The following is a 24852-nucleotide window of genomic DNA, read 5'->3' on the forward strand; positions in this document are numbered from 1 at the left end:
ATTCTTGGTTCGATATTCATTATTCACATCCGCCAGCGATTGCAGGCACGATACTTACTTCGGTATCATCACTGAGTTCAATCCCGCCATTCTCATTGGGATCTACTTCTTCATCACCGATATACAGTTTGATATACGAACGGATGTTTCCGTCCTCATCCAGCAGATTTTCCTTTACCTCGGGATATTCATCAATGAATTGATGCAGGGCTCCCGAGAGATTTTCCTCGTCAGTCTCAAACGTTCGGTTTTGATTAGTGTATTTCCTTAGAGGTGTAGGAATAATTAATTTTGCCATGGTTCTGTAGGTTTATCTTTTGATTGCTTAGTTGAAAATTCTTTGATTTCTGTTAGTTCTTCTTCAAAACGACGTTCCTCGTTGAGCCGCCATGAACGGGCATTAACGGCTTCGCCATCATCAACAGAAATGATGATGTATGAAAACCAGGGCAGAGCCACCTCCCGGTCATGTTCTGATGGTTCGGCCGGGTGATCGGGATGCGAATGATATACGCCCAGCAGATCCAGGTCGTGCTCAATAGCATATTTCTCTGCCTTTTGATAATCCAGCGGATCGATTTGAAAACGGTCGCTCTGGTCACCCTCTTTAGCATTTTCTACTGCTTGAGCTATTCGCACCTGTCGCTCATCACCTTCCAGGCCGTAGAAAAATCCACAACACTCATTGGGATAGTCGGCCTCAGCATGTTGCTTCATTTTTACTAGTGCTTCTTTATCGATAGTTAGTTTCATCTCACACTCCTAAATAATTTCATTAATTATTTCTCCGTACTTACTTCCGTCATCGGGAAAAACTGTTACGATAACACCTTCCTCAATTTCCCTGGAAAGTTGCAGGGCTCCGGCCAGGTTGGCAGCGGAAGAGGGACTTATAATCAGGCCCTCTTTACGGGCTGTTTGTTTTACAATTTCATGAGCATCTTCGGTATTGACTGTTCGTATCTCATCCGGGATCGAGTCATCATAGATAGCCGGCTTATGTGCTGTTTCGAGATGTTTCCAACCTTCCAGTCCATGCATGGCGATATCGGGCTGCAAGCCGATAAGCCTGATATCGGGGTTATATTCTTTTAAAAATTTGCCGGTTCCCGTAAAGGTGCCGGTAGTTCCCAGTCCCGCTATAAAGTGGGTTATCTGATGATTTGTTTGATCAAAAATTTCAGGGCCTGTAGTGTCGTAGTGTGCTCTCCAGTTACTGGGATTACTGTACTGGTCGGCATAAAAATATTTGTCAGGATTGTTGTCGTGAATCTTTTTAGCAATCTCCTGGGCCTCATCTGTACCGCCTCCCGCTGGGGTTAGTCGAATATCAACATTTAGAGCTTTAAGAATCTGTTTCCGCTCATCTGAGGCATTCTCCGGAAGGCACAGTGTGACCGGAATATCCAGGGCAGCTCCGATATGTGCATAAGCGATACCGGTATTTCCGCTGCTGGCATCCAATAAAAACTTATCTTCATGAAGAATGCCGGATTTAACGGCATCATGAATAATACGATATGCCGGTCGTGCCTTCACACTTGTTCCGAACTGTTGCCACTCAACTTTTGCAAAAATTTTAACCCGCTCGTTGGTGTTAAGTTTATTGATCGGGAAGAGCGGAGTTCGACCGATAAAAGAGCCCAGCTTGGCGCTTTTTTCGATCAGTGAGCTTTCATTATTAAGGATTGTTTGCGGGGTTTTCATCATTCAGTTGCTTCAATTTTTTAGAGGAAGAAATAATGAGATGGCCGAGCAGAAACTCAGAACCAGGATTCGTTATCGGCAAAAAATAGATGTGAAAATTATAAGCCGATAACTAACAGCAACAGCAGCAACAACACGCACAACAACAGTGCTTGGAAGAGAAGTGAATTGATATGTTTGGTGTTGTTGACAAAGCTTAGTTGGTTCTTTTTTATGGCACTGGATGGTGCCATTTAATTTCAGATTAAAAGTAAGGATTTTTTTAATAAATCCAATTAATAGATGTGTCAACGGGTTATTAGCAGTTGTATTGTAACGGATAATTTCTCGTTTTCGTTTCCATAGTGATACATCTTTTTAGTTAAATTCACGGCAAAATTCCTTTTTGATAATTAGGTATTGACTTAAAGAAAATTTGTTTTTAACGTTTAAGCGCTGAAGACAAAATGTAATCAGCAAAAACAAAAATTGTATTGATGACTTCTCAAAATCAGGTCCACAACTTTTCTGCGATGTGCACAAACATAGTTATGTGTATGTGTTGTTGTATGGATGCCGCGAAAGGTAGTGGAACTGATATGTCAAAATAATTTTCTAAGGAATTGACAAAAAGCCCACTACCTGTCGCAGGTGGTGGGCTTTTCTGTTTTGTGCTGGAAATATACCTGCCTACCTGCGTCAGAAGGGCTTTGTGAGTTTTCCGAAATAAATCACAAAATCCAAAAACACAAAGCAATAAACATTATGTCTGACGTATTAACCAATGAAAAAGTACTTGTTACAACTGATTGGGCAACCAATCATCTCAACGATGAAGGTGTCCAATTTGTAGAAGTTGATGTAGATACCGAATCCTATGATTCCGGTCATATCCCGGGTGCAGTAGGATGGAACTGGAAAACACAACTGCAGGATCAGTTGCGGCGTACGATTGCTTCAAAAGATGACTTCGAGCAATTGCTACGGCAATCCGGTATCGATAATGATACCACCATCGTACTCTACGGTGATAATAACAACTGGTTCGCCGCCTGGGCCTACTGGCTGTTAAAGTATTATGGGCACGAAGATGCTCGTATTCTGGATGGCGGCCGTAAAAAATGGGAAGCCGAAAATCGTAAGTTGACTACCGATCAGCCGAATCTTGACGCTGGTGACTACACCATTGAGAATATAAATGAAGAGTACCGCGCCTTTCGTGATGATGTAGCTGAACTTGTTGAAAGCGGCGATTACGGTCTGGTGGACGTCCGTTCGCCGGAAGAGTTCAGCGGTGAAAAACTGGGTCCTGAAGGATTGAATGAAGGTGCACAGCGCGGTGGTCATATTCCCGGCGCTTCAAATATTCCGTGGTCGAAAGCGGTGAACGAGGATGGTACCTTCAAAACAAAAGAAGAACTGAAAGAGATCTACGAGAGCGAGCAAATTACTCCCGACAAGGAAATTATCGCTTATTGCCGTATTGGCGAACGATCAGCTCACTCATGGTTTGTGCTCAATGAGCTGCTGGAGTATCCGACTGTTCGCAATTATGACGGTTCATGGACCGAGTGGGGCAACCTGATCAATGCACCCATCGAGCGATAATTTCAATTTTTAAAATCTAATCCTTTATGGGATCTCGACGAAAAAAAAGCAAAAGTAAGATTGAGGTCATAAAGGAGAACAGCGATTACTTGCGCAGGCCTCTTGCCGAAGAAGTGGGAAATGACTCCTCCCACTTCGGCAAGGAGGCCATACAAGTGCTAAAGTTTCATGGCACTTACCAGCAAGATGATCGTGATCTCCGAGAGGGACGCGACCGGCATTACATTTTCATGATACGCGGGCGGCTACCGGGCGGAAAAATGACCGCGGATCAGTATCTGGCTCTGGATGAAATAGCTGATAAATACGCTGATGAAACCCTGCGGGTAACGACTCGTCAGGCGTTTCAGCTGCACGGCGTGATCAAAGATGAGCTGAAGGAGACGCTGCAAAAGATTAATGAGTCGTTGATCACCACACTCGGAGCCTGCGGTGATATTGTCAGAAATGTTATGGCTACGCCGGCTCCCGATATCGACGGTCGGCAAGCTCAAGTTCAGACGTTTGCCGATGAGCTTTCCGATACTCTGTTGCCTGCCACCAAGGCCTATCACGAGGTATGGCTCAATGGTGACAAGGTGTATTCGGGAAAGGAAGAAGTTACAGACAGAGAGCCACTGTACGGTCACAGTTATTTGCCCCGCAAGTTTAAAGTTGGAATAGCATTGCCCAGAGATAACAGCATCGACGTTTATACACAGGATATTGGGCTGGTAGCGCTATTCGATGATGACAATAAAATCGAAGGTTTTAATATTATTGTCGGCGGAGGAATGGGAATGAATCACCGGAAGGAAGAAACCTTTCCGAGGTTAGGTGATGATCTGGGATATGTCCCAAAAGAAAAGGTTGTTGAGGTTGTCAAAGGCATTATCGGCATCCAGCGGGATCACGGCAACCGTAAAAACCGCAGGCAGGCTCGTATGAAATATCTGATTCACAACTGGGGATTGGAAAAGTTTGAGAAAGAACTAATCAAAAGGATCGGGTTTGAGCTGGAGCCGTTTCGCGAGCTGCCTGAGTTTGATCTGGACCTCTATTTGGGATGGAACCAACAATCCGACGGCAACTGGTTTTTGGGCGTCTCTGTTGAAAATGGACGCATCAAGGATGAGGGAGAGCTGCAGCTGAAAACAGCGCTCCGTAAAGTAGTGCGGAAGTATGAACCGGGCGTACGTTTGACACCCAATCACAACGTATTGCTCACTGATGTAGAAGAGGAGAATAGAGAGGAGATTTCTAAACTCTTGCATGACCACGGCGTTTTGTTAAGGGATGAGCTTTCCAACCTCATCAAGTATTCGATGGCATGTCCGGCACTGCCAACCTGTGGACTTGCTATTACCGAGTCTGAACGTGCCCTTCCCGATATTATACGGCAACTGGATAGTGTTCTGCACGAGCTTGGACTCGAAAATGAAAAACTCTCCGTGCGAATGACAGGCTGCCCCAACGGCTGCTCAAGACCTTATGTGGCGGATATCGGTTTTGTTGGCCGGTCACTTGATAAGTACTCAATTTTTGTTGGTGGAGATCCGTCGGGTACACGCCTGAATAAAAAATATAAAGATATGGTAGAGCGCGGTGATCTTGTCGAAGAGGTCCGACCACTGCTTGAGCACTTCAAAAGTAGTCGTGTGAACGGTGAGTCGTTCAGTGACTTTTGGAACCGCGTAGGTTTGGAAGAATTGGATGAAATTTCTCCTTAACCCTGATGAACTATTATGGATAGCCAAGATTATTTTATTAGTGGCAAAGTTTACCTTGTCGGAGCTGGTCCCGGAGATCCGGAGCTGATTACGGTCAAAGGAGCAAGAGTTTTGGAAAGGGCTGATATCACCGTTTACGATCGTCTGGCAAATCCCGAGCTTTTATCATTTACCTCGGATCAGTCCGAACATTTATATGTGGGGAAGCGTCCCGACAAACCATCGGTTTCGCAGTCCCAGATCAATCATATCCTGATTACAAAGGCCCGTGAAGGAAAGATAGTCGCCCGTCTTAAAGGGGGAGATCCCTTTGTGTTCGGCAGAGGGGGAGAAGAATGTGAAGCGTTGCGTTCTGAAAATATACCCTTTGAAATAGTTCCGGGTATTAGCAGTGCACTGGCAGCTCCAGCGTTTGCGGGTATTCCTGTAACATATCGTAGAGTGGCGCGATCGTTTACCGTTGTCACTGGGCATACCCTTAAAAATACAGATAACTTCACCAACTGGGAGCATCTGGTATATGCAGATACGCTGATCGTACTTATGGGAATACGAACGCTCCCTCAAATTGCAGAGATACTGATAAAGTATGGACGTAATGCCGATACGCCGGTTAGCGTGATTGAACAAGCAACGTATCAGTCACAGAAAACAGTGATCGGAACGCTGGAGACCATTGCCGGGAAAATAGGATCGTTGTCTCCGCCCGGTACTATTGTGATCGGTGAGCTGGCTGGCAAAGCTAATCAGCTGGCTTGGTTTAAACCGGAAGACGAGCTGGAGAATACTGTCTTTAACGCTGAACGTCGAACTCAATTCGCCGGGTAAATTATGTCAACTGTCCAAAAAACTACTAAAGAGGATATTATTCCTAATAAAACACTCTCTGATGGATTGCTTAAAGATCTTAATAAGCAATTTGAATCGGCGGGACCTGATCAGGTACTGATATGGGGATATCATATGTTTGGGCCCGACATGGTACTTGGTACCGGTTTTGGACCATCGGGGATGTTCCTGATTTATCGGCTCTGGGAGCTGGGAATTGAGATACCCATTTTCTACCTGGATACGCACCTGTTATTTGATGAAACATATGAATTGCGGGACCAAGTTGAAGAGCGATTCGATATTCATATAACCAGGGTAAGTACAGAGCTTTCGCTTGATGAGCAGGCCGAAAAGTACGGCGACAAACCCTGGGAAAGGAATCCCAACCGCTGTTGCTATCTTAGAAAAGTACTGCCTCTTCGAAATTATCTTTCGGATAAGAAAGCTTGGATTACAGGTGTTCGCCGAAGTCAATCCGAGACACGTCGCCAAACTCAGTTTGTAGAATGGGACCCGGAAAATGACGTCATCAAAATTAATCCTCTGGCTAACTGGACCGGGGAAAAAGTGTGGAACTATATCCATTCGAAAGGTCTGCCTTATAATCCCCTGCATGACGAAGGGTATCCCAGTATTGGCTGCATTCCTTGCACTGATCCCGTAGATAGCGAAACTGAAGACGAGCGGGCAGGCCGCTGGACTGGATCCGAGAAAACGGAATGCGGAATTCACCTTTCTGCCCAGGCAAACAGATCACAAAAAAACAATTCTAAGGAATGATGAGTAGCAGTATGGAAATGTTTCCTATCTATTTGCGTCGTTTGGATGAACACAAAACGGTGCTAATCGGTGGCAATCATGAGGCTGAAGGTAAGGCGGCCCAACTTTTGGAGCGTAATGCCAGGCTTACTGTTGTGAGTCCTCAATTGACCGAAAATATGCAGCGATGGGCAGCGCAAAATCGTTTCGAATGGATCTCCCGCAATTATCAACAGGGGGATCTGGAGGGAGCCTTCATGGCAATTGTCGCTGACTTCGAAGGTGATATTAATAAGAAAGTATATCAGGAAGGTAAGGAAAGAGATATTCTCGTAAACGTGATGGATGATATCCCGCATGCTAATTTTGCATTCGGTTCCATAGTCAGGCGCGGTCCTTTGACAATCTCGATTTCAACCAGTGGGGCAGCCCCGGCTTTGTCGGTGAGACTTCGGCAGCGTTTTGAGAAAGAATTTGGGCCGGAATACGGTCATTTTCTCGAATTTATGCAGAAGTTGAGAAAACCGATGAAACAATATCATCATAAATTTGAAACTAGAAAGAGACTGTGGTACGAGATCATTGATTCCGAAATCTTAACCCTCTTTCGGGAGGGTAGAACTGAAGATGCATATGACCGAACGGCAGAGATTATGGGTGAGGAACCGGTTGCTGAAGCTCTGAACCATATGGGCATAGAAAAATAAAATGTAAGGCCAGTTGATGAGTCAAATTTCAACCTTCTAACATCCAACATCTAACTTCTAACATCCAACAAAATGGCATACGTAGTTACTGAACCATGCATTAATTGTAAGTATACAAATTGTGCTGCCGTTTGCCCGGTTGACGCTTTTCGTGAAGGTCCGAATTTCTTAGCTATCGATCCTTTTGAATGTATCGATTGTGATGCCTGTGTGCCGGAGTGTCCGGTAGAAGCTATTTATCCCGATGATGAAGTGCCTTTGGAATGGGAGCATTATATCGATTTAAACGATCGCCTTTCAGAGGAGTGGATGGATCATCATATCAATGATACATCTGATCCCCTGCCTGATGCGGATGAATGGGCAGAGGAAGAAGATAAAGAAGAACTCTTAGTAGAATCATGGAACTAGTTGTTGCTGTGCCATGGTGATAACTATCCTGTCGGGTGACCAAAAGTGATAGTGTTGCCCGGCAGACATCTTATTGGTAGTAGAGGACTTTGCAAAGCCACATATGTCATGCTGAACCCTGTCCTGAACTCGATTCAGGCTCTCTTCAGCATCTGTAAGCAATCGCTCTTTTGAAGCTTTTAGTGGAACTTTTGCATCAGACCCTGAAATAAATTCAGGGTGACACTGGTTTTGCAAAGCCCTCTAATAATAGAATTTTAAAATACGGTAGTTATGCAAACATCTTCTGTCGATACATACCACCATAAGCTTTGTGAAGTTATCCGCAAAAAAGCGGTGGGGCCCAAGGGAAGCAGGTCGTTAAAGGAAAAGGACCTCGATATTATTATGCCGGCCCTGGCATCTGAAGATGTTAGTCTCGTAAGTAAAGCAGTTTTATTAGCCTCTGTTATAATTCTCGAACAGAATAAGACAGAGCAAAGGTTACTGGCAGGGTGGGAATCTGGGAAATATTTTTTGCCGGAAGAGTTAACGACTCTCTTTTTTGAAGAAAACGGATCGGAATTTCAGAATCTTCTGGCGAAGATATTGAATGGTAAAGATCTGAATGCGCAGGAAGCTCATTCTGCTATAGAGTATTTGTGGAGCAGCGACATCCCTGATTATGAAAAGGGTGTTTTTTTGATCGGAGAACGCCTGAAGCGGGAAAGTTTTGAAGAAAACAGTGCATTTCTCCAAGCTATGCGGCAAGCTATTGATATCCATCAGGTAGATGTGCCTTTATTAATTGATCTTGCCGATCCCTATGATGGCTTTCGCCGTTATCCTATATATACACCGTTTGTTGCCGCTTTGTTAGCTGCAATGGGGAATCCTGTCTATTGTCACGGGGTAGAGGAGGTAGCTCCAAAAAATGGAGATACAATACATAAGGTGCTTAAGCTGGCCGGTAAGCATCCACTCAAAGGTGCTGCCTCTGTTACGGACGAGATCGAAAATGATGCAGTAGGCTGGGGATATCTGGATCAGTCGGTCTACTTTCCGGAAATGTATGGGTTAGTAAATCTTCGTGATAAAATAGTGAAGCGTACATTTCCGGCCACGCTTGAAAAACTTTTGCAACCACTACAATCCCAGCAAAAGAATTATATGGTTACGGGATATGTCCACTCACATTACAAGCAGGAACTAGCCAGATTGCTGAATGATCGACAGTCGCTGAATGGTGTATTTATAGTTAAGGGTATGGAAGGTTCAACGCAAAGTGACTTCCGTAAAAGGTCGGAAAATATAGTAGTTCAGAATGGCAGTAATCATATAAGCAGGATAGAAGATAATTCTATTACCTATCCTGAAGAGGAGTGGAAACACTGTAATTCGCTAGCGGAATATACCCTGGAAACCGGCATTGCGGCTTTAAAAGGAAAAAATAATATCGCTCGTAAAATATTGATCAATCAAGCTGCTCAAATTTTGGGAAGTTTGAACATTCAGGAACCAAGTAAAGCGAAATCAAAAGCTCAACAGGTGTTGGATTCCGGTCGGGCGTATCGTCACTGGCAAAATGGATCAGAATAGACTCATCTGGTTACGATGCTCTGCGTCGTAACCATTTTTCAGCACTTGTTGTTAAGCAATGAAATTAAAAACGTCGCGACGAGAAAGAACCACAGAGGATTACCCAGAGAGCATGTACTCTGATCACCTCTGTGTTTCCTCTGCTTACTCTGCGGTGAAACAAAGATGATTGAATTCAAGGCTTTGTCTCACTAATGTTAGCTATTTAATTAATGACAAAGCTTAAAGTAGATTCCCCGGCTGTAAATCTGGGTTCAGATGCTTTAATACCGCACTTCCCATGTCAGAAGTGTCGGCCAAATATTCTTTTTCAGGATCAGAAGAGATATCGGCAGTGCGGAATCCGTCATTGAGTGTGGCTTCAATCGCCTTCTCGATCTCCCGTGCAGCATCAGGCATATCAAGTGAGTAGCGGCACATCATCGCTGCCGAAGCAATCGTTGCCAGCGGATTGGCTTTGTTTTGTCCCGCAATATCAGGTGCCGAACCGTGTACGGGTTCGTACATTGCATAATTCTCACCAATACTGGCTGAGGGCAGCATACCAATCGAGCCGGTAATCATGGAGGCTTCATCGCTCAGAATATCTCCAAACATATTACCGGTTAGAATAACGTCAAACTGATTGGGATATCGGACAAGCTGCATGGCGCAGTTATCTACCAGCATATGATCCAGCTTGATTTCCGGCCACTGCTTGGCGGCTTCAGTAACCGTGCGACGCCAAAGCCGGGAAGAATCCAGGACATTCGCCTTATCAACCGAGGTTACTTTTCTATTGCGGACAGTAGCGGTTTCAAATGCTGTGTGTGCCACCCGCTCAATTTCTTCCGTGGTATATGCTTTGGTATCCACGGCGCGTTCTCCGGATTCGGTTTGTTCAATAAGCCGCGGACGTCCGAAGTAAATACCGCCTGTGAGTTCACGGACAATCATTATATCCACATTCTCGACAATTTCCCGTTTTAAAGGAGAGGAATTGAGCAGCGATTTGTAAGTTTTAATGGGGCGCAAGTTAGCATATAGATCCAGCTCTTTTCGAAGTCCCAACAGCGCAGCCTCAGGTCGCTTGTCTTTGGGCTGGTCGTCCCACTTGGGTCCGCCGACAGCTCCTAAAAGCACAGCATCGCTGTTTTTGCAGGCTTCGAGTGTTTCTTGAGTTAGCGGACGTCCAAACTTGTCAATGCTCGCACCACCGACTGGAAAACTCCGGGTATTTAATTTATAACCGTGTCGTTTGCAGACCGTTTCTAAAATATTGACGGCTTCTCTGGTTACTTCAGGTCCGATGCCGTCGCCGGGTAATACAGTAATTTTTTTAGTTTTTGACATCGATCATTCCCTCCTTTCGTGCAAAATCAAAGATTCCACCGGCATTTACGATATCTGCTACGCTTCCAAGCGGACGAATTTCGTACTCTTCGTCCTGTGTCAGGTTTCGAACAGTTCTATCCTCTGGATTGATTTCCAGCTCGTCACCGGTCTCAACTTTTTCACTCAGATTTTCCAGACTTTCATAGGGTACAACAAAACCACCGTCTACCGAATTACGGTAAAAAATACGGGCGAACGTGGGGGCGATGATTGCCTCGATACCGGCAATATCCAAGGAGGCGGGAGCATGTTCACGAGATGATCCGCACCCGAAATTCGGTCCGCCCACAATGATATCAAATTCGCTTTCAAATTTATCATCCTCAACGAGAGGAATATTTCCTTGCGGCAGTCCGGATTGCTCATCGGGAACGCCCGATAATGCATGACGTCCATAAAATTTTCGTTCATCGGGATCATCGAGACTGTAGACCAAGTGCTCGGCCGGAATAATCTGATCGGTATCAATATTCTTACCGAGCACAAAAGCCTTTCCTGTTATTTTTTGCTGCTGTTTAGACATATTGTGGTATTTAAAAGTGATTTAGTTTGTAGTAATTAACCTTTTAATTCTTGATGTAGGTCGGGCATCCTGCTCGACCATTTAAGAACTGTCTTGTTTCGCTCAACCATTAGCTCCAGTATAATTGACTTGAATTTTGCAAAGCCTGTAAAAAGTATGTTTAAAGTAAATTATGAGGGACGGGCAAGATGTCCGTCCTACCTGAATCAAATAACTGTTTGCTGAATGAATACCCTCGGATCAGTGATCTTTCCAGTGATGGCCGAAGCCGCTACCGTATAGGGTGAAGCCAGATAAACTTGTGACTGCTTTGATCCCATCCGGCCCGGGTAATTACGATTCGTCGTAGAAATACAGACCTCATCATTATTAAGGCGTCCGAACGTATCCGAAGGACCACCGAGACAGGCTGCACATGAAGCTTGTCCGATTTTACATCCTGCATCTCTGAAAATATCGATGAGCGGACGTCCGTTTAACGTTTCTGTTTCGAGTCCGTCGGCAATCTCCGTTGTAGCCGGAACCACATACGTGTCGATTTTGAGATCATTGCCCGCAATAATTTCTGCAGCGGCTTTGAAATCAGAAAGCTTACCGCCGGTACACGAACCGATGTAAGCACGATCGAGATCAGTACCTTCCAATTCAATAGCCGTCGCTTTGTTATCTGGACTGTGCGGCTTGGCCACCATGGGTACCATATCCTCCAGGTTGTATTGGTAGGTGCTGTGATAATTAGCGTCACGATCGCTGTAAACGGGTTCAAAATCTTTATCCGTACGCTTTCGGACATATGCTTCTGTTTTAGCATCAGGTTCCACAACCCCATTTTTGCCGCCGGCTTCAATCACCATATTGGTGAGCGTCATACGGTCTTCCATGGTCATGCAGCTAATGCCGGGTCCGCCGAACTCCATCGTGCGATACGTGGCCCCGTCTACGCCGATATCTCCGATAATCTGCAGGATGATATCCTTGGCCATCAGATAGGGCGGCATCGAAGTGCCGTTAAATTCAAAACGCATCGTTTCGGGGACTTTAACCCAGAGTTGTCCTGTTCCCATGATAAAGGCCGCGTCGGTATTGCCGATTCCAGTGGCAAATTGCCCGAATGCACCCGCCGTGCAGGTATGGGAATCGGTGCCAAACAGTACTTCGCCGGGACGCGTAAATCCTTCTTCGGGCAGGGCAATATGGCAGACGCCTTTGTAATCCTCCGATCCTACATCATAGAAATAGGGCAGATCCTGATCGGCGGCAAAAGCGCGGAGTATATCCACATTACGATTGGCATATTTGTCTTCAGTGAAGATATAGTGGTCGGGGATAATAACAAGCTTTTCCTTATCCCAGACCCGTGCATCTTCCCCGAACTGATCCCGGAAAATTGAGATCGAGGGCGGACCGCAGACGTCGTGGGTCATAAGCACATCCACATCCACCCAGACACTTTCACCGGGTTCGACGGAGGCAGATCCGCTGTGTTTAGCTAAAATTTTCTCTGTAAGAGTCATTCCCATAATGCTGATTGTTTAGATATTTAGTAGTTAAATGATTTTAAAAATGTGTTTTCAGTTGTGAGGGAGTTGTACTCCCGAAATTTAGCGGGAGCAGAGTTCCCTTGTAACTTGTGTGGGTTGAATAGCTGATAGCTGAAGGCTGACTGCTTCTAACTTCATCCGGTCATCGCGCTATCCCCCGAAACTTTTTGCTGTGGCAGTATCTGACTGATAAGATTCAGCAGCTCATTTTCACTGACCTTTTTCTTTTCATCCGCCAGATCTGTGAACTTCATATACACTTGATTGAGCTCATCCTTTGCAAGAGAGTACCCCATCTTCTGGAGCTTCTTATTCAATGCAAAGCGTCCTGAGTGTTTGCCCAGAACAATTTTATTACTTTCGAGTCCCACCGATTTGGGCGTCATGATTTCATACGTCAGCGGATTATTCAACACTCCGTGCTGGTGAATGCCTGCTTCATGAGCAAAAGCATTATCACCGACGACAGCTTTATTTGGCTGTACCTGGTGTCCCGTAATTTCGGAGAGCAGTTTGCTGCTTGGTACCAGCTGTTCAGTGACTACATTGGTACTCCGATTATTATTACGAGTGGCAATCGCCATCACAATCTCTTCAAGTGAAGCATTTCCTGCTCGTTCACCAATTCCGTTGATTGTGCATTCGATCTGCTCGGCTCCGTTGCGCATAGCCATGAGAGAGTTTGCCACGCCCACTCCCAGATCATTATGGCAGTGAACACTAAGGATAGCCCGATCGATATTCGGCACATTTTCTTTAATGCCTTTGATCAGCTGCCCAAACTCCCACGGCATGGCATAGCCGACAGTATCAGGCACGTTAATCACTTCCGCACCGGCATCAATGACTGCCTCAAAGACCTGGTACAGAAATTCAGGGTCGCTCCGGGATGCGTCCTCGGCCGAGAATTCCACTTCATCGCAAAATTTCCTGGCGTGTTCAACGGCATTAACCGCTGATTCAAGCACTTCATCGCGATTTTTTTTCAGCTTGTGTTTCATATGAATGTCTGAAGTGGCAATAAACGTGTGGATCCGTGGTTTGGCAGCGGGTTCAACTGAAGCTGCTGCACGATCGATATCTTTCTTTCTGGTGCGGCACAAAGCCGCCACTGTACTGTCGGTAATTTGTTCGCTGATCTTTTTGACAGTGTTAAAATCACCTTCCGAGGCGATCGGAAATCCCGCTTCAATTACATCGACCTGCAGACGTTCGAGCTGTAATGCGAGCCGCAGCTTTTCATCCTGATTCATGCTGAATCCGGGAGACTGTTCGCCATCTCGAAGAGTGGTATCAAAGATTTTAATTTGATTTTCCATGGGTAATCATTCCTGGTGGATTTTTGATAAGAGTTTGTACAATAATTCGTCGATGATTTTCGAGTTGATAGCGGTGATTTAGTGCAGTCAAAAGACTGCCTAGCAATAGTGATAGGTCTGATAGAAAGATCATGTCAAATAGCTTTTTTGTTATGAAGATTTTGGTGTTTTTTGGCTAAATAATAGCTGAAACTGTCTGAGAGTGCTTCCCAGCTGGCATCAATAATATTGCGTGAGACACCAACGGTGGTCCACGACTGATCCTTTTCGGCCGAATCGATCAGCACCCGGACCTGCGCATCAGTCCCATCTTTCTGATTCAGGACACGCACTTTATAATCCTGCAGGTGCATATCGACAATGCCGGGATAGAACCGGTGAAGAGCTTTGCGAAGTGCTTTATCCAGGGCGTGAACGGGACCACTGCCTTCGGCCGCACAATGTTCCATCTGTCCGTTCACCGTAAGGCGAATCGTAGCTTCGGTACGGGAACTGCCGTCTACATTCTTTTCCACGATAATGCGGCAGCCTTCCAGTGTAAAGAAATCCTCCCATTCGCCCATCAGTTTCTGAACGACGAGCTCAAAGGACGCTTCAGCAGCCTCAAACTGATAGCCTTTATTTTCGAGCGTTTTAAGTTCGCGAACAATCCCCGGAAGTTCTTCACTCTGCGTATCCAGGTCAATTCCCAGCTGCTCTGATTTGTATCGGATGTTGCTCTTTCCCGAAAGATCAGATACAAGTACGCGGCGGTGATTCCCTACTTTTTTAGGGATGATATGCTCGTAAGTGGATTCATTTTTCATAACCGCACTCACATGGATGCCTCCTTTGTGAGCAAAGGCACTTTGCCCCACATACGGCTGACGGTTATTCGGATTGAGATTAGCCACTTCACTGACGAAATGCGAAAGTGATGAAAGCTCTTTCAGCTTTTCATCGGAAACACACCGGTAATTCTGCTTAAGCTGCAGGTTGGGTATCACCGAACAGAGATTGGCATTGCCGCACCGTTCGCCGTAGCCGTTAATAGTGCCCTGCACATGTTCACATCCTGCTTCGACGGCTGCCAAAGAATTTGCCACCCCCATTTCGCAATCGTTGTGAGCATGAATACCGAGCGGGATATTCACATGTTTTTTTACTTCGCGAACAATTTTAGAGATCTCCGAAGAAAGCGTTCCGCCGTTGGTATCACAAAGTACAATGATATCGGCTCCGGCGGTTGCCGCAGCTCTGACAGACTCGATAGCATAATTTGGATTCGCCTTATATCCATCGAAGAAATGTTCGGCATCGTAAATAACTTCTTTCCCTTGTTCTTTGAGATATGCCACCGATTCATGAATAATCCGTAAATTTTCGTCGGCATTGGTTTGCAGAGCCTCATCCACATGCAGCATCCAGCTTTTCCCAAAAATGGCAACGGTTGGTGTTCCTGCATCAACGAGCATTTGAATATTATTGTCATCGGCCGGACTGCTGTTGGTCCGGCACGTGCTTCCAAAAGCTACAATGCGCGCGTGTTTGAACGATTTTTCCCGGGCCAGCTCAAAAAATTTCATATCTTTGGGATTGGAGCCCGGCCACCCGCCTTCGATATAGTCGATGCCGAAAGCATCGAGACGCTGGGCGATGCGCAGTTTATCTTCGGCAGAAAAAGCTACTTTTTCGCCCTGCGTGCCATCCCGCAAAGTGGTATCGAATATGTGGATTTTCTTATCCATTATTCTGCTGCTTCTTCTACTTCGCTTTCCTCTTCCAGGATTCCTTCCATCATCGATCGCAGTTGTTTACCTACCTTCTCAATCTGATGATCACCCAATTCATCCCGTAATTGCTTCAGCTTGGGGATTCCATCTTTATTCTCCTGGATCCATTCGTCGGCAAACGAGCCGTTTTGTACGCGTTCGAGCACGGACTTCATCCGGTCTTTATTTACTTCGTCAATGACTTCAGCACCGCGGGTAAGTCCGCCATATTCTGCGGTATCACTTACCGAATAATACATGCGTTCGATGCCGCCTTCGTACATCAGATCAACAATTAGCTTCAGCTCGTGGAGGCATTCGAAATAAGCAATTTCTGGTTGATATCCCGCTTCCGTAAGCACTTCAAATCCTTGTTTTACCAGTTCAGAAACACCACCGCAAAGAATCGCCTGTTCACCGAAAAGATCGGTTTCAGTTTCTTCCTTAAAGGTGGTTTCAATAACCCCGGCACGGGTTCCGCCAATTGCTTTGGCATAGGCCAGGGCAGTGTCTTTGGCCGTTCCGGTGTAATCTTGATCAACGGCTACAAGGCAGGGTACCCCCGACCCTTTTTGATAGACTCTTCGGACGAGGTGTCCCGGACTTTTGGGCGCAATCATGAATACATCCACATTGGAGTCCGGCTGAATCTGATCAAAGTGAATATTGAATCCGTGTGCAAAAGCGAGCACATCGCCTTCTGTCAAATTCGGCTTGATCTTACTTTTATATACATCCGCCTGGTACTGATCGGGGATAAGTACCATCACAATATCTCCCCGTTTGGCGGCTTCGGCTGTGTTTACTACGTCCAGTCCCTCACTTTCAGCTTCGGCGCGTGAAGAACTTCCTTCCCGAAGTCCGACCACGACTTCCACACCGCTGTCTTTGAGATTCAGCGCATGAGCATGTCCCTGGCTGCCGTAACCGATAATAGCCACGGTTTTATCATTTAGAAATTTCAGATCTGCATCGTCGTTATAATACGTTTTAGCTTCCATTGTTAGATGTAATTATTTATTAGGTTTAAATTCTGCTTGTTAATTTTTCTTTTCTCTGTGCACCTCTAGGTGTCCTCTGCGAACTCTGCGGTTAAATTGGATTTATACATTTCCGTCAAATTCTCGTTTTAATGCAACACTACCGGTGCGGGCCAATTCCATAATGCCAAAGGGGCGAATCATACCGATAAAAGCATCTACTTTGTCACGATTCCCGGTAATTTCGATAGCCAGGCTGTCGGGGCTGATGTCTATGACTTTGGCGCGAAACACCTCCGTGATCTGCATGATTTCGGATCGGTCGGAGCTTCTTGCCTTTACTTTTACCAGGGCCAGCTCCCGTTCGACAAAACTTTGATGGGTCAGATCACTGACCGTCACAACATCTATGATCTTGTGAAGCTGTTTCGTAATCTGCTCGATAATTTGCTGATCTCCGTGCGTAGTGATCGTAATTCGGGCCCGCCCCGATTCTTTTCCCGATCCAAAGCTGATGCTGTCTATCTCGAATCCTTTGCTGCTGAATATCCCGATGATGCGAGACAGCGCATTCAAATTATAGCTTACTACAACCGAGAGAGTATGCTTGTCAGATTGTGTTTTCGTGCCGTTCATTTTTGTTGTCATTGTTCGTCACCTAATACCATTTCATTTAATGCGGCTCCGGATGGAACCATGGGATAGCAGTTCTCGTGTTCCTCAACCTGGAAATCCATCACAACCGGTCGGTCATTGATCGCCATCGCTTTTTCGAGCACTTCATCCATCTCTGCAGGATTCGTTGCCCGAAAAGCGGCTGCACCATAACTTTCGGCAAGTTTTACAAAATCAGGATTTCCTTTTTTGAGGATTGAATGGCTGTATCGCTTGTTATAAAAAAGCTCTTGCCACTGGCGGACCATCCCCATGCACTGGTTGTTCATTATTGCGATTTTAACCGGTACCTCGTATTCCACAGCGGTGGCCAATTCGTAGGCCGTCATCTGAAAGCCGCCGTCACCCGTAATACAAACCACTGGTCTGTCAGGACATCCGAAAGCGGCTCCCATAGCAGCGGGGAATCCATATCCCATTGTACCGAGTCCTCCGGATGACAGAAATGAGCGCGGATGATTGAAGGTATAATGCTGGGCTGCCCACATCTGATGTTGTCCCACATCTGTAACAACAATAGCCTCTCCGTTCGTAACATCGGAAATAGCCTCTACCATCCTTTGTGGCTTAATTGTGTCCTCGGATTGCGGTACTTTCAGAGGATGTTTTTTCTGCCAGTTGTTAATCGTTTGCCACCAGTCATCGGTATCAGGTGTCTCCATTCGCTTGTCGATCTCTGGCAAAACCTGTTTGACATCACCGACAATGGGGACCTCCACTTCTACATTTTTACCGATATTTGACGGGTCTATATCGATATGAATCTTTTTTGAATGGGGAGAAAATCCCTCCAATTTACCCGTCACGCGATCATCAAATCGAGCGCCTACGGCAAAGAGAACATCACATTCGGTGGTGGCCATATTTGCGTAATAAGTTCCATGCATTCCAAGCATACCCAGTGATTGGGGCTTACTTTCAGGAAAGCCGCCCAATCCCAAAAGGGTAGTAGTCACGGGGATATTGTGGCGCTCAGCCAGTTTCGTGAGTTCATTCCAGGCTTCTCCCAACACAACACCGCCGCCTGCATAAATAAGCGGCTTTTCAGCCTCACTCAACAGCTTGGCAGCCTTTTTAACTTGCGAAGTATGTCCTTCTTTAGTGGGATTATAGCTGGGGATTGAGACTTTTCGAAGTCCACTGTAATGAGCTTCTGATTGTTGCATATCCTTGGGAAGGTCTACCAAAACCGGACCCGGACGACCGCTGGTAGCTACATGAAAAGCTTCACGCGTTACCTGTTCCAGATTCTTTACATCTTTAACCAGGTAGTTATGCTTTGTGATGGGACGTGATATTCCCACGATATCGGCTTCCTGAAAGGCATCGTTGCCAATCATATCCGTCGGAACTTGCCCGGTAAATACAACCAGGGGAATAGAATCCATGGCAGCTGTGGCGATACCGGTGATGGTGTTTGTTCCGCCGGGTCCAGATGTAACGAGTACTACTCCGGGCTTCCCCGTTGCACGAGCATATCCGTCGGCTGCATGAGTACCTGCTTGCTCATGACGAATTAATACATGATTTAGATCGTGTTCATCAAACAGCTCATCATAAAGCGGCAGTACAGCCCCTCCGGGATATCCGAAAATAGTATCAACATTAAGGTCTTTGAGGGTTTCGATGAGAATACCCGCTCCGTTCAACACAGGTTGTGTCGGTGATCGTTGTTGATCTTGGTCGTTGAGTTTATGGGCCTTTGCATGTTCCATGTGACTTGACAGATATAGTTTTCCCGCCAGAGGTCAGAAAGAAGTAAAAAGTGTTTGGAACTTGAGTTCTAACCTCTGGCTGTTATGGTTAGCGAATAATTAGAATTAGGTTAATAATGCCAGAAATTAGAATAGGTAGAATAATTAGCAGGCTTAGTATACCTATGATAGTGTCAAAGCCAATTATTTCTACCGAAGGAGAGTTGAAGACAGCCACAGAAGTAAGAAGCGAAAGAAGAGAAAACACAAACAGAAGCAGCATACCATCTACATTATCCAGGCCAGAAGAAGCTTCTGCCTGTAACGCAATGTTTTTGGTATGTAAGGTTTGTGAATTCAAGTAATGACTGTTTCTTCAAATATGAATTACCATAATAGATAATGGATTTTCTTATGTCAAAAATAATTTTGATTTATTTTGAGTAGTAATTATCTGCTTGTAAAGTTTGTGGATCCTTGTAGTTTTTATAGCTCCAAACGGCAGCTAAGTCGACTGGATAAACATTTAATTTTCAGGTTTACAATCTTTGAAATCGCCTTATATGGATCAGAAACTCAATAAATACAGTTCTCGCTTAACAGAAGAGGAGTCACAGGTCGGTTCACAAGCTATGCTCTATGGGGCCGGACTTACCGATGAAGATATGCACAAAGCACAGGTCGGTATCGCCAGCACGGGATGGGAAGGAAATCCGTGTAACATGCATCTGAATGATTTGGCTGTGCATGTGCGCGACAGCGTTTGGGATTCTGACCTGGTCGGATTTATCTATCACAGTATCGGGGTGAGCGATGGCATTTCAATGGGTACGCAGGGAATGAAGTATTCGCTGCAGTCGCGTGAAGTCATTGCAGATTCTATCGAGACGGTGATGCGTGCCCAGTGGTACGATGCCAATATTTCGATTGTAGGATGTGATAAAAATATGCCCGGATCGGTGATGGCTATGGCACGGTTCAATCGTCCGTCAATTATGATCTACGGCGGGACCATTCGCCCGGGCAAGCTCAACGGACAGGATCTGGACGTGGTTTCTGCTTTTGAATCGTACGGACAGTATTTATCGGATGAAATTTCAAAAGGAGAAATGAAAGAGGTGCTTCGCCATGCTTGTCCCGGTGCCGGAGCCTGCGGTGGAATGTACACGGCAAATACGATGGCGTCGGCGATCGAGACGTTGGGAATGAGTCTGCCGTTCAGTTCTTCTATTCCAGCCACACACGATCAGAAAGTTGAAGAATGCCGTCGGGCCGGAAAAGCTATTCGCCATCTGTTAGAAAAGGATATCAAACCGCGGGATGTTATCACACGAAAAGCCCTGGAAAATGCGGTGACGATTACGGTGGCGCTGGGCGGATCAACAAACGCCGTGATGCACTTGCTGGCGATAGCCCGTTCGGCCGAGGTGCCGTTTTCGATTGATGATTTCCAGGAGATCAGCAACAATACGCCGTACCTGGCCGATCTCAAACCCAGCGGGAAATATGTGATGGAGGATCTTTATAATGTAGGCGGTGTTCCGGCGGTGCAGAAATTACTCTTAGAGGAAGGATATCTGCACGATGATTGTCTGACGGTCACCGGCAATACGCTGGCCGAAAATGTTGCTGACGTGCCGGGACTTTTTGAGGAGCAAAATATTATTGCTCCGGTCGATAATCCCATCAAAGAAAACGGGCACCTGCAGATTTTATACGGTAATCTGGCTCCCGAGGGGGCAGTAGCGAAAATCACGGGAAAAGAGGGTACGCGATTTACCGGTAGAGCACGGGTTTATAATTCCGAGGAAGAAAGCCTGGAGGCAATCCAAAACGGAGAAGTTCAATCTGGAGATGTAGTGGTGATTCGTTACGAAGGTCCTAAGGGCGGACCGGGAATGCGTGAGATGCTGTCGATTACAGCCGCTATTATGGGAGCGGGACTCGGTAAAGAGGTGGCGCTGATTACCGACGGGCGTTTTTCTGGTGGATCCCATGGATTCGTAATCGGACACGTGACACCAGAGGCGCAGGTCGGCGGACCTATTGCCTTGATTAAAGACGGGGATGAAATTACTATCGATGCCGATGAACGAATAATGAAGGTACATCTTTCGGATGAAGAGCTGGAAGAGCGCCGTCAGAGTTGGGAGGCACCTCCGCTGTCCGTTACGAGCGGCTCACTCTATAAATATGCAAAATTGGTTTCCTCAGCCTCGGAAGGATGTGTGACGGATAGGTGATAACTCAGGAAATACCAAGAATTCAGAATCCTTGGAGGTTGGTCTAATAAACTGCTCTTTCAAGCGTCCACGCTTGAAAGAACCGGATGTCTTAGCAATGGAGTTATGTGTAAGGGTATCACCAGCGCGGTAATTCCTTCGTTGCTATGACGCTCGTTTTTTAACTCTATTGTGTCATTTCTCCACTGACTAAAGTCGCTGTCGAGATGACAGATAATTTTATTTTTTGACTATTACCTATTATCTAGCAGCAACTACGTCGTACGACTGACTTTGTCGTCCGAAGAATAGTAAGGAGATTTTATGTAGTTTCAAGCGTGGACGCTTGAAACTACGAGGACTCCAGTAGCTCGAAATTTATTTCGAGTGAGCGAGATAAATCTCGCTCTACATCTCCAGCGCCTGATCAACATCTTCTTGAATATCTTCAATAGCCTCAAGTCCCACCGCGATACGAACCAGACCTTGCGTGATATTAACAGCTTCGCGTTCTTCCTCTGTTAACTTGGAATGCGTAGTCGATGCCGGGTGCGTGGCGATAGTTCGGGTATCCCCCAGATTCGCTGACAGTGACAGTATCTCCAGTTTATCAAGAAATTGGGTGGCGGCTTCATATCCACCCTTAAGATTAAAAGCCACCACGCCTCCGCCTTTTTTCATCTGTTTCTTGGCCAACTCGTACTGCGGGTGACTTTCGAGAAACGGATACTTAACCCACTCCACGTTCTTTTGCTCTTCGAGGAATTTAGCCAGCTTCAGGGCATTGTCGCAGTGACGGTCCATGCGTGCAGGCAGTGTTTCCAGGCTTTTCGAAAACATCCATGCGTTGAATGGCGAGAGAGCCGGACCCGAGTGACGTGTAAAGAAGCTTATTTCATCGATATAGCGCTGTTTACCTACAATCACACCACCGATTCCGCGTCCCTGTCCGTCGATAAATTTTGTCGCCGAATGCAGTACGATATCAGCGCCGTATTCCATTGGTTTTTGTAGATAGGGCGTGGCAAAGCAGTTGTCAACGATAAGGATCAGGTTGTGTTCATCGGCCAGTTCTCCTGCCCACTCCAGATCGATGAGATCCAATCCCGGGTTCGAGGGAGTCTCTAAAAAAAGTACACGTGTATTATTCTCGATAAGCGACTCCCAGTTTTCCGGCTTATCGATATCCCCATAAGAAAAACTGATACCCCACTTGGGTAATATGCCGTTTAATACTTGATGGGATGATCCGAAAAGCGAGCGGCAGGCCAGGATATGATCTCCCTGCTCCAATAGTCCCGCCAGGCTCGAAAAGATTGCCGACATGCCCGAAGCAGTTGCAATGCCTGCCTCAGCACTTTCCAATCGCGACATTTTTTCTTCAAACTCATGCGTATTGGGATTGGAGTAGCGGCTGTACACATTACCATCAATCTCTTTTGCAAACAATGCACGGGCGTGTTCAGCCGAATCGAAGACAAAGCTCGAAGTCATGAACAGCGGCGTGGAATGTTCACGTTCTTCAGTGCGATCCGTTTGTGTACGTATGGCTTCGGTTTCTGGGTTGGATGTGCTCACGATTTAGTTGTTTTTGATTTCGTAACTATGAGTGATTTCGCTGGCTTGTTCCAGCGTCTTGGATACCGAACAGTATTTGTCCAGGGACAAATTAATTGCTCGTTCTACTTTAGACTCCTCAAGTTCACCAGTGAAAATAAATTTTATGTGAATAGTTTTGAATTCAGAATATTCTTCTTTGGATTGACGGTCGCCTTCTACTTCTACGGTTAAATCCTGAAGATCCTGGCGTTGTTTTTCTAAAATGCCAATGATGTCAATGGCACTGCATCCCCCCACTCCTGCAAGCAGCAACTGCATGGGACTAAAGCCGCCTTCGAGTCCGCCGATGCTGGTTGAGCCATCCATGCGGATCAAGCCGCCTTCTTCATTTTCGGCTTCCATATGCATATCCTTCAAATGGTCGATCGTAATTTTCATACTAACAGTACTCGTTTAGATTATGAATAAATGATACCAAAGCTAAGAAAAGGATGCCGCTCGGGAAAATTGATTTTTAATTCCTGAGGGGCAAATCTTGTATTGTTGATGAGTTCTTTTAATTTGAAGACGATTGATGTTTTACTGTTGCTGTGAAATGGTCGTAAAGGAACACCTTTAAAGTAAAATAATTTTCAAATAAATAATGGGGTTGTGATGAAACGGATAATGCTGGTGGTGCTCGGGGTGTTAGTTGTATTGGTATCAGGTTGTGATCAGAATATGCAGAATGGCGAAATATCAACAGTTCCGGAAGCGGAATACACGCTATCTGCCGATCAGACGCATAGCAGCTGGAGTAGTGCTATCGAGCCGTTGATCAGTGTTGAGTCGGGAGCGGTGATCGAAGTAAGCACTGAAGAGGCTTCGGACCAGCAGCTTACGCCGGAATCGACGGTAGAGGATCTGGAGAATTTGAGTTTTGATCCGATTCATCCGCTGACAGGTCCGGTTTATGTGGAAGGCGCCGAGCCGGGCGATATGCTGAAAGTTACGCTGCATGAAATTGAAATGGGCAGCTGGGGATGGACTGCAATCATACCCGGATTCGGATTCTTGGCAGATGAGTTCGACGAGCCCTATCTGAAAACGTTTGAATTTGACGAAGGGGATAACACAGCTGCTTTCAATGACAGCATCAATATTCCGTTAGAACCATTTCCCGGTGTGATGGGCGTTGCGCCGGAGACTGACTCCATGCTTTCGACCATTCCTCCCAGGGAAAACGGCGGAAATATGGATGATCCCAATATGACTGAGGGAACCACGGTTTATTTCCCGGTTTTTGTGGAGGGTGCATTGTTTTCTATCGGTGATACACATGCTGCACAGGGACACGGCGAGGTGTGCGGTACCGCTATCGAAGCGCCGATGCGCATCGTTTACGAAGTGGAGGTCATTAAAGGTGATCGCGAAATCCAGGAGCCGCAATACGAAACGGATGAGTACTATGCGGTGACCGGCTTCGGCGAAACAATTGATGAAGCGTCAAAGAAAGCTACCCGATATATGATCGATTATTTAGTTGAGGTACACGGTATGGATCGTAATGATGCTTACGCGCTCTGCTCGCTGGCCGGTGATCTGAAAATTGCAGAAGTGGTGGATGTGCCACATATGCTGGTAACGATGCATATGTCGAAAGATGTACTGGGGATCGAATAGTCACTTATCGGATGACTGGTGTTGTCATCGATGAGTTTTGAGATACTCCCCAAACAGCACGAGCGGACGCTCGAACTATTGGAGTTAACATCACTTAATTCCCGCGCCAGGTATATCAGCAACAGGATTATTTACTATTTAACCTGAGTTCGTAATAAGAGCGAATTATTTAACACCTCCCGCCCGAATTTCTCAAAACCGAAATTCAGGCACCCTCCTCAAGGAGGGATGTTTTTTCATCTCCCCTGGAGGGGAGTGTCGT

Annotated in this window: 23 protein-coding genes; 9 read left to right on the forward strand and 14 right to left on the reverse strand. The window is 46.0% G+C overall.

Going from position 1 to position 24852, the window contains the following annotated elements; translation table 11 throughout:
- Window positions 1-19: 19 nt before the first annotated feature.
- From ACT3ID_RS15740 to ACT3ID_RS15750, 3 genes are read right to left on the reverse strand one after another with little or no spacing between them, the layout of a single operon-like run.
- Window positions 20-298 carry a MoaD/ThiS family protein gene (locus tag ACT3ID_RS15740; RefSeq protein ID WP_491543009.1) on the reverse strand — a complete coding sequence of 93 codons (279 nt, stop codon included), beginning with the start codon at window positions 296-298 and terminating at the stop codon, window positions 20-22.
- Complete coding sequence (locus tag ACT3ID_RS15745) at window positions 286-753, reverse strand: M67 family metallopeptidase (protein ID WP_491543010.1); 468 nt, start codon at window positions 751-753, stop codon at window positions 286-288. The genes ACT3ID_RS15740 and ACT3ID_RS15745 overlap by 13 nt, the downstream gene beginning before the upstream one ends.
- 9 nt (window positions 754-762) lie before the next feature.
- Entirely contained in the window at window positions 763-1710 is a 948-nt protein-coding gene (locus ACT3ID_RS15750) for a PLP-dependent cysteine synthase family protein (RefSeq protein WP_491543011.1), read from the reverse strand.
- Window positions 1711-2451: 741 nt separating this feature from the next.
- On the opposite strand from ACT3ID_RS15750, the gene ACT3ID_RS15755 reads away from it, so the two are divergent.
- The 7 genes from ACT3ID_RS15755 (at window position 2452) to ACT3ID_RS15785 (ending at window position 9289) form a co-directional block, all read left to right on the forward strand.
- Window positions 2452-3294, forward strand: a complete 843-nt coding sequence (locus ACT3ID_RS15755) for a sulfurtransferase (protein WP_491543012.1) — start codon at window positions 2452-2454, stop codon at window positions 3292-3294.
- A 26-nt stretch (window positions 3295-3320) separates the two neighbouring features.
- A complete protein-coding gene (locus ACT3ID_RS15760; RefSeq protein ID WP_491543013.1) occupies window positions 3321-5003 on the forward strand; it encodes an NADPH-dependent assimilatory sulfite reductase hemoprotein subunit in 1683 nt (560 codons plus the stop codon).
- 36 nt (window positions 5004-5039) lie between these two features.
- Window positions 5040-5831: a uroporphyrinogen-III C-methyltransferase gene (cobA, locus tag ACT3ID_RS15765; protein ID WP_491543119.1), complete on the forward strand. Its 792-nt coding sequence runs from the start codon at window positions 5040-5042 to the stop codon at window positions 5829-5831.
- 3 nt (window positions 5832-5834) lie between these two features.
- On the forward strand, window positions 5835-6614 hold the full coding sequence (locus ACT3ID_RS15770; RefSeq protein WP_491543014.1) for a phosphoadenylyl-sulfate reductase: 780 nt from the start codon (window positions 5835-5837) through the stop codon (window positions 6612-6614).
- Window positions 6611-7300, forward strand: a complete 690-nt coding sequence (locus tag ACT3ID_RS15775; protein ID WP_491543015.1) for a precorrin-2 dehydrogenase/sirohydrochlorin ferrochelatase family protein — start codon at window positions 6611-6613, stop codon at window positions 7298-7300. The genes ACT3ID_RS15770 and ACT3ID_RS15775 overlap by 4 nt, the downstream gene beginning before the upstream one ends.
- Before the next feature lie 72 nt (window positions 7301-7372).
- On the forward strand, window positions 7373-7711 hold the full coding sequence (locus ACT3ID_RS15780; protein WP_491543016.1) for a ferredoxin family protein: 339 nt from the start codon (window positions 7373-7375) through the stop codon (window positions 7709-7711).
- Window positions 7712-7984: 273 nt separating this feature from the next.
- Window positions 7985-9289, forward strand: coding sequence for a hypothetical protein (locus tag ACT3ID_RS15785; RefSeq protein ID WP_491543017.1), 1305 nt, complete (start codon window positions 7985-7987; stop codon window positions 9287-9289).
- Window positions 9290-9511: 222 nt separating this feature from the next.
- Here the strand turns inward: ACT3ID_RS15785 and leuB are convergent, their stop codons facing one another.
- From leuB to ACT3ID_RS15830, 9 genes are all read right to left on the reverse strand, one after another.
- Window positions 9512-10621: a 3-isopropylmalate dehydrogenase gene (gene leuB / locus ACT3ID_RS15790; protein WP_491543018.1), complete on the reverse strand. Its 1110-nt coding sequence runs from the start codon at window positions 10619-10621 to the stop codon at window positions 9512-9514.
- Complete coding sequence (locus ACT3ID_RS15795; RefSeq protein ID WP_491543019.1) at window positions 10608-11186, reverse strand: LeuD/DmdB family oxidoreductase small subunit; 579 nt, start codon at window positions 11184-11186, stop codon at window positions 10608-10610. Before ACT3ID_RS15795 ends, leuB begins: the two co-directional genes overlap by 14 nt.
- A gap of 206 nt (window positions 11187-11392) precedes the next feature.
- Window positions 11393-12706: a 3-isopropylmalate dehydratase large subunit gene (locus ACT3ID_RS15800; RefSeq protein WP_491543020.1), complete on the reverse strand. Its 1314-nt coding sequence runs from the start codon at window positions 12704-12706 to the stop codon at window positions 11393-11395.
- Window positions 12707-12861: 155 nt separating this feature from the next.
- On the reverse strand, window positions 12862-14046 hold the full coding sequence (locus ACT3ID_RS15805) for a 2-isopropylmalate synthase (protein ID WP_491543021.1): 1185 nt from the start codon (window positions 14044-14046) through the stop codon (window positions 12862-12864).
- Window positions 14047-14180: 134 nt separating this feature from the next.
- Window positions 14181-15773, reverse strand: coding sequence for a citramalate synthase (gene cimA / locus ACT3ID_RS15810; RefSeq protein ID WP_491543022.1), 1593 nt, complete (start codon window positions 15771-15773; stop codon window positions 14181-14183).
- Window positions 15773-16798 carry a ketol-acid reductoisomerase gene (ilvC, locus tag ACT3ID_RS15815; protein WP_491543023.1) on the reverse strand — a complete coding sequence of 342 codons (1026 nt, stop codon included), beginning with the start codon at window positions 16796-16798 and terminating at the stop codon, window positions 15773-15775. The genes cimA and ilvC overlap by 1 nt, the downstream gene beginning before the upstream one ends.
- A gap of 102 nt (window positions 16799-16900) precedes the next feature.
- Entirely contained in the window at window positions 16901-17425 is a 525-nt protein-coding gene (ilvN, locus tag ACT3ID_RS15820; RefSeq protein WP_491543024.1) for an acetolactate synthase small subunit, read from the reverse strand.
- Window positions 17422-19167: a biosynthetic-type acetolactate synthase large subunit gene (ilvB, locus tag ACT3ID_RS15825; RefSeq protein ID WP_491543025.1), complete on the reverse strand. Its 1746-nt coding sequence runs from the start codon at window positions 19165-19167 to the stop codon at window positions 17422-17424. The genes ilvN and ilvB overlap by 4 nt, the downstream gene beginning before the upstream one ends.
- 88 nt (window positions 19168-19255) lie before the next feature.
- On the reverse strand, window positions 19256-19507 hold the full coding sequence (locus tag ACT3ID_RS15830; protein ID WP_491543026.1) for a hypothetical protein: 252 nt from the start codon (window positions 19505-19507) through the stop codon (window positions 19256-19258).
- A gap of 202 nt (window positions 19508-19709) precedes the next feature.
- Between ACT3ID_RS15830 and ilvD the strand changes: the two genes are divergently transcribed.
- Window positions 19710-21389: a dihydroxy-acid dehydratase gene (ilvD, locus tag ACT3ID_RS15835; RefSeq protein ID WP_491543027.1), complete on the forward strand. Its 1680-nt coding sequence runs from the start codon at window positions 19710-19712 to the stop codon at window positions 21387-21389.
- Between the two features lie 387 nt (window positions 21390-21776).
- On the opposite strand, the gene ACT3ID_RS15840 is transcribed toward ilvD, so the two are convergent.
- Window positions 21777-22946 carry a trans-sulfuration enzyme family protein gene (locus ACT3ID_RS15840; protein WP_491543028.1) on the reverse strand — a complete coding sequence of 390 codons (1170 nt, stop codon included), beginning with the start codon at window positions 22944-22946 and terminating at the stop codon, window positions 21777-21779.
- A 3-nt stretch (window positions 22947-22949) separates the two neighbouring features.
- A complete protein-coding gene (locus ACT3ID_RS15845) occupies window positions 22950-23366 on the reverse strand; it encodes an OsmC family protein (protein ID WP_491543029.1) in 417 nt (138 codons plus the stop codon).
- A gap of 216 nt (window positions 23367-23582) precedes the next feature.
- Here ACT3ID_RS15845 and ACT3ID_RS15850 point away from each other — a divergent pair, with 216 nt between their 5' ends.
- The gene (locus ACT3ID_RS15850) at window positions 23583-24590 is read left to right on the forward strand and encodes an acetamidase/formamidase family protein (protein WP_491543030.1); all 1008 of its coding nucleotides are present in this window, start codon (window positions 23583-23585) and stop codon (window positions 24588-24590) included.
- Window positions 24591-24852: the final 262 nt, after the last annotated feature.

It is taken from the genome of Fodinibius sp. GM108, assembly GCF_058386985.1.

Excerpts from the sequence above, each read along its gene's own strand:
- ilvB (WP_491543025.1), bottom strand. The coding sequence starts at position 19,167 with ATGGAACATGCAAAGGCCCATAAACTCAACGACCAAGATCAACAACGA.
- ACT3ID_RS15740 (WP_491543009.1), bottom strand. The coding sequence starts at position 298 with ATGGCAAAATTAATTATTCCTACACCTCTAAGGAAATACACTAATCAA.
- ACT3ID_RS15850 (WP_491543030.1), top strand. The coding sequence starts at position 23,583 with ATGAAACGGATAATGCTGGTGGTGCTCGGGGTGTTAGTTGTATTGGTA.
- ilvN (WP_491543024.1), bottom strand. The coding sequence starts at position 17,425 with ATGACAACAAAAATGAACGGCACGAAAACACAATCTGACAAGCATACT.
- ilvD (WP_491543027.1), top strand. The coding sequence starts at position 19,710 with ATGGATCAGAAACTCAATAAATACAGTTCTCGCTTAACAGAAGAGGAG.
- ACT3ID_RS15775 (WP_491543015.1), top strand. The coding sequence starts at position 6,611 with ATGATGAGTAGCAGTATGGAAATGTTTCCTATCTATTTGCGTCGTTTG.
- ACT3ID_RS15760 (WP_491543013.1), top strand. The coding sequence starts at position 3,321 with ATGGGATCTCGACGAAAAAAAAGCAAAAGTAAGATTGAGGTCATAAAG.
- ACT3ID_RS15805 (WP_491543021.1), bottom strand. The coding sequence starts at position 14,046 with ATGGAAAATCAAATTAAAATCTTTGATACCACTCTTCGAGATGGCGAA.
- ACT3ID_RS15845 (WP_491543029.1), bottom strand. The coding sequence starts at position 23,366 with ATGAAAATTACGATCGACCATTTGAAGGATATGCATATGGAAGCCGAA.
- ACT3ID_RS15785 (WP_491543017.1), top strand. The coding sequence starts at position 7,985 with ATGCAAACATCTTCTGTCGATACATACCACCATAAGCTTTGTGAAGTT.
- cimA (WP_491543022.1), bottom strand. The coding sequence starts at position 15,773 with ATGGATAAGAAAATCCACATATTCGATACCACTTTGCGGGATGGCACG.
- ACT3ID_RS15745 (WP_491543010.1), bottom strand. The coding sequence starts at position 753 with ATGAAACTAACTATCGATAAAGAAGCACTAGTAAAAATGAAGCAACAT.
- ACT3ID_RS15755 (WP_491543012.1), top strand. The coding sequence starts at position 2,452 with ATGTCTGACGTATTAACCAATGAAAAAGTACTTGTTACAACTGATTGG.
- ACT3ID_RS15770 (WP_491543014.1), top strand. The coding sequence starts at position 5,835 with ATGTCAACTGTCCAAAAAACTACTAAAGAGGATATTATTCCTAATAAA.
- ACT3ID_RS15780 (WP_491543016.1), top strand. The coding sequence starts at position 7,373 with ATGGCATACGTAGTTACTGAACCATGCATTAATTGTAAGTATACAAAT.
- ACT3ID_RS15800 (WP_491543020.1), bottom strand. The coding sequence starts at position 12,706 with ATGGGAATGACTCTTACAGAGAAAATTTTAGCTAAACACAGCGGATCT.
- ilvC (WP_491543023.1), bottom strand. The coding sequence starts at position 16,798 with ATGGAAGCTAAAACGTATTATAACGACGATGCAGATCTGAAATTTCTA.
- ACT3ID_RS15795 (WP_491543019.1), bottom strand. The coding sequence starts at position 11,186 with ATGTCTAAACAGCAGCAAAAAATAACAGGAAAGGCTTTTGTGCTCGGT.
- ACT3ID_RS15750 (WP_491543011.1), bottom strand. The coding sequence starts at position 1,710 with ATGATGAAAACCCCGCAAACAATCCTTAATAATGAAAGCTCACTGATC.
- leuB (WP_491543018.1), bottom strand. The coding sequence starts at position 10,621 with ATGTCAAAAACTAAAAAAATTACTGTATTACCCGGCGACGGCATCGGA.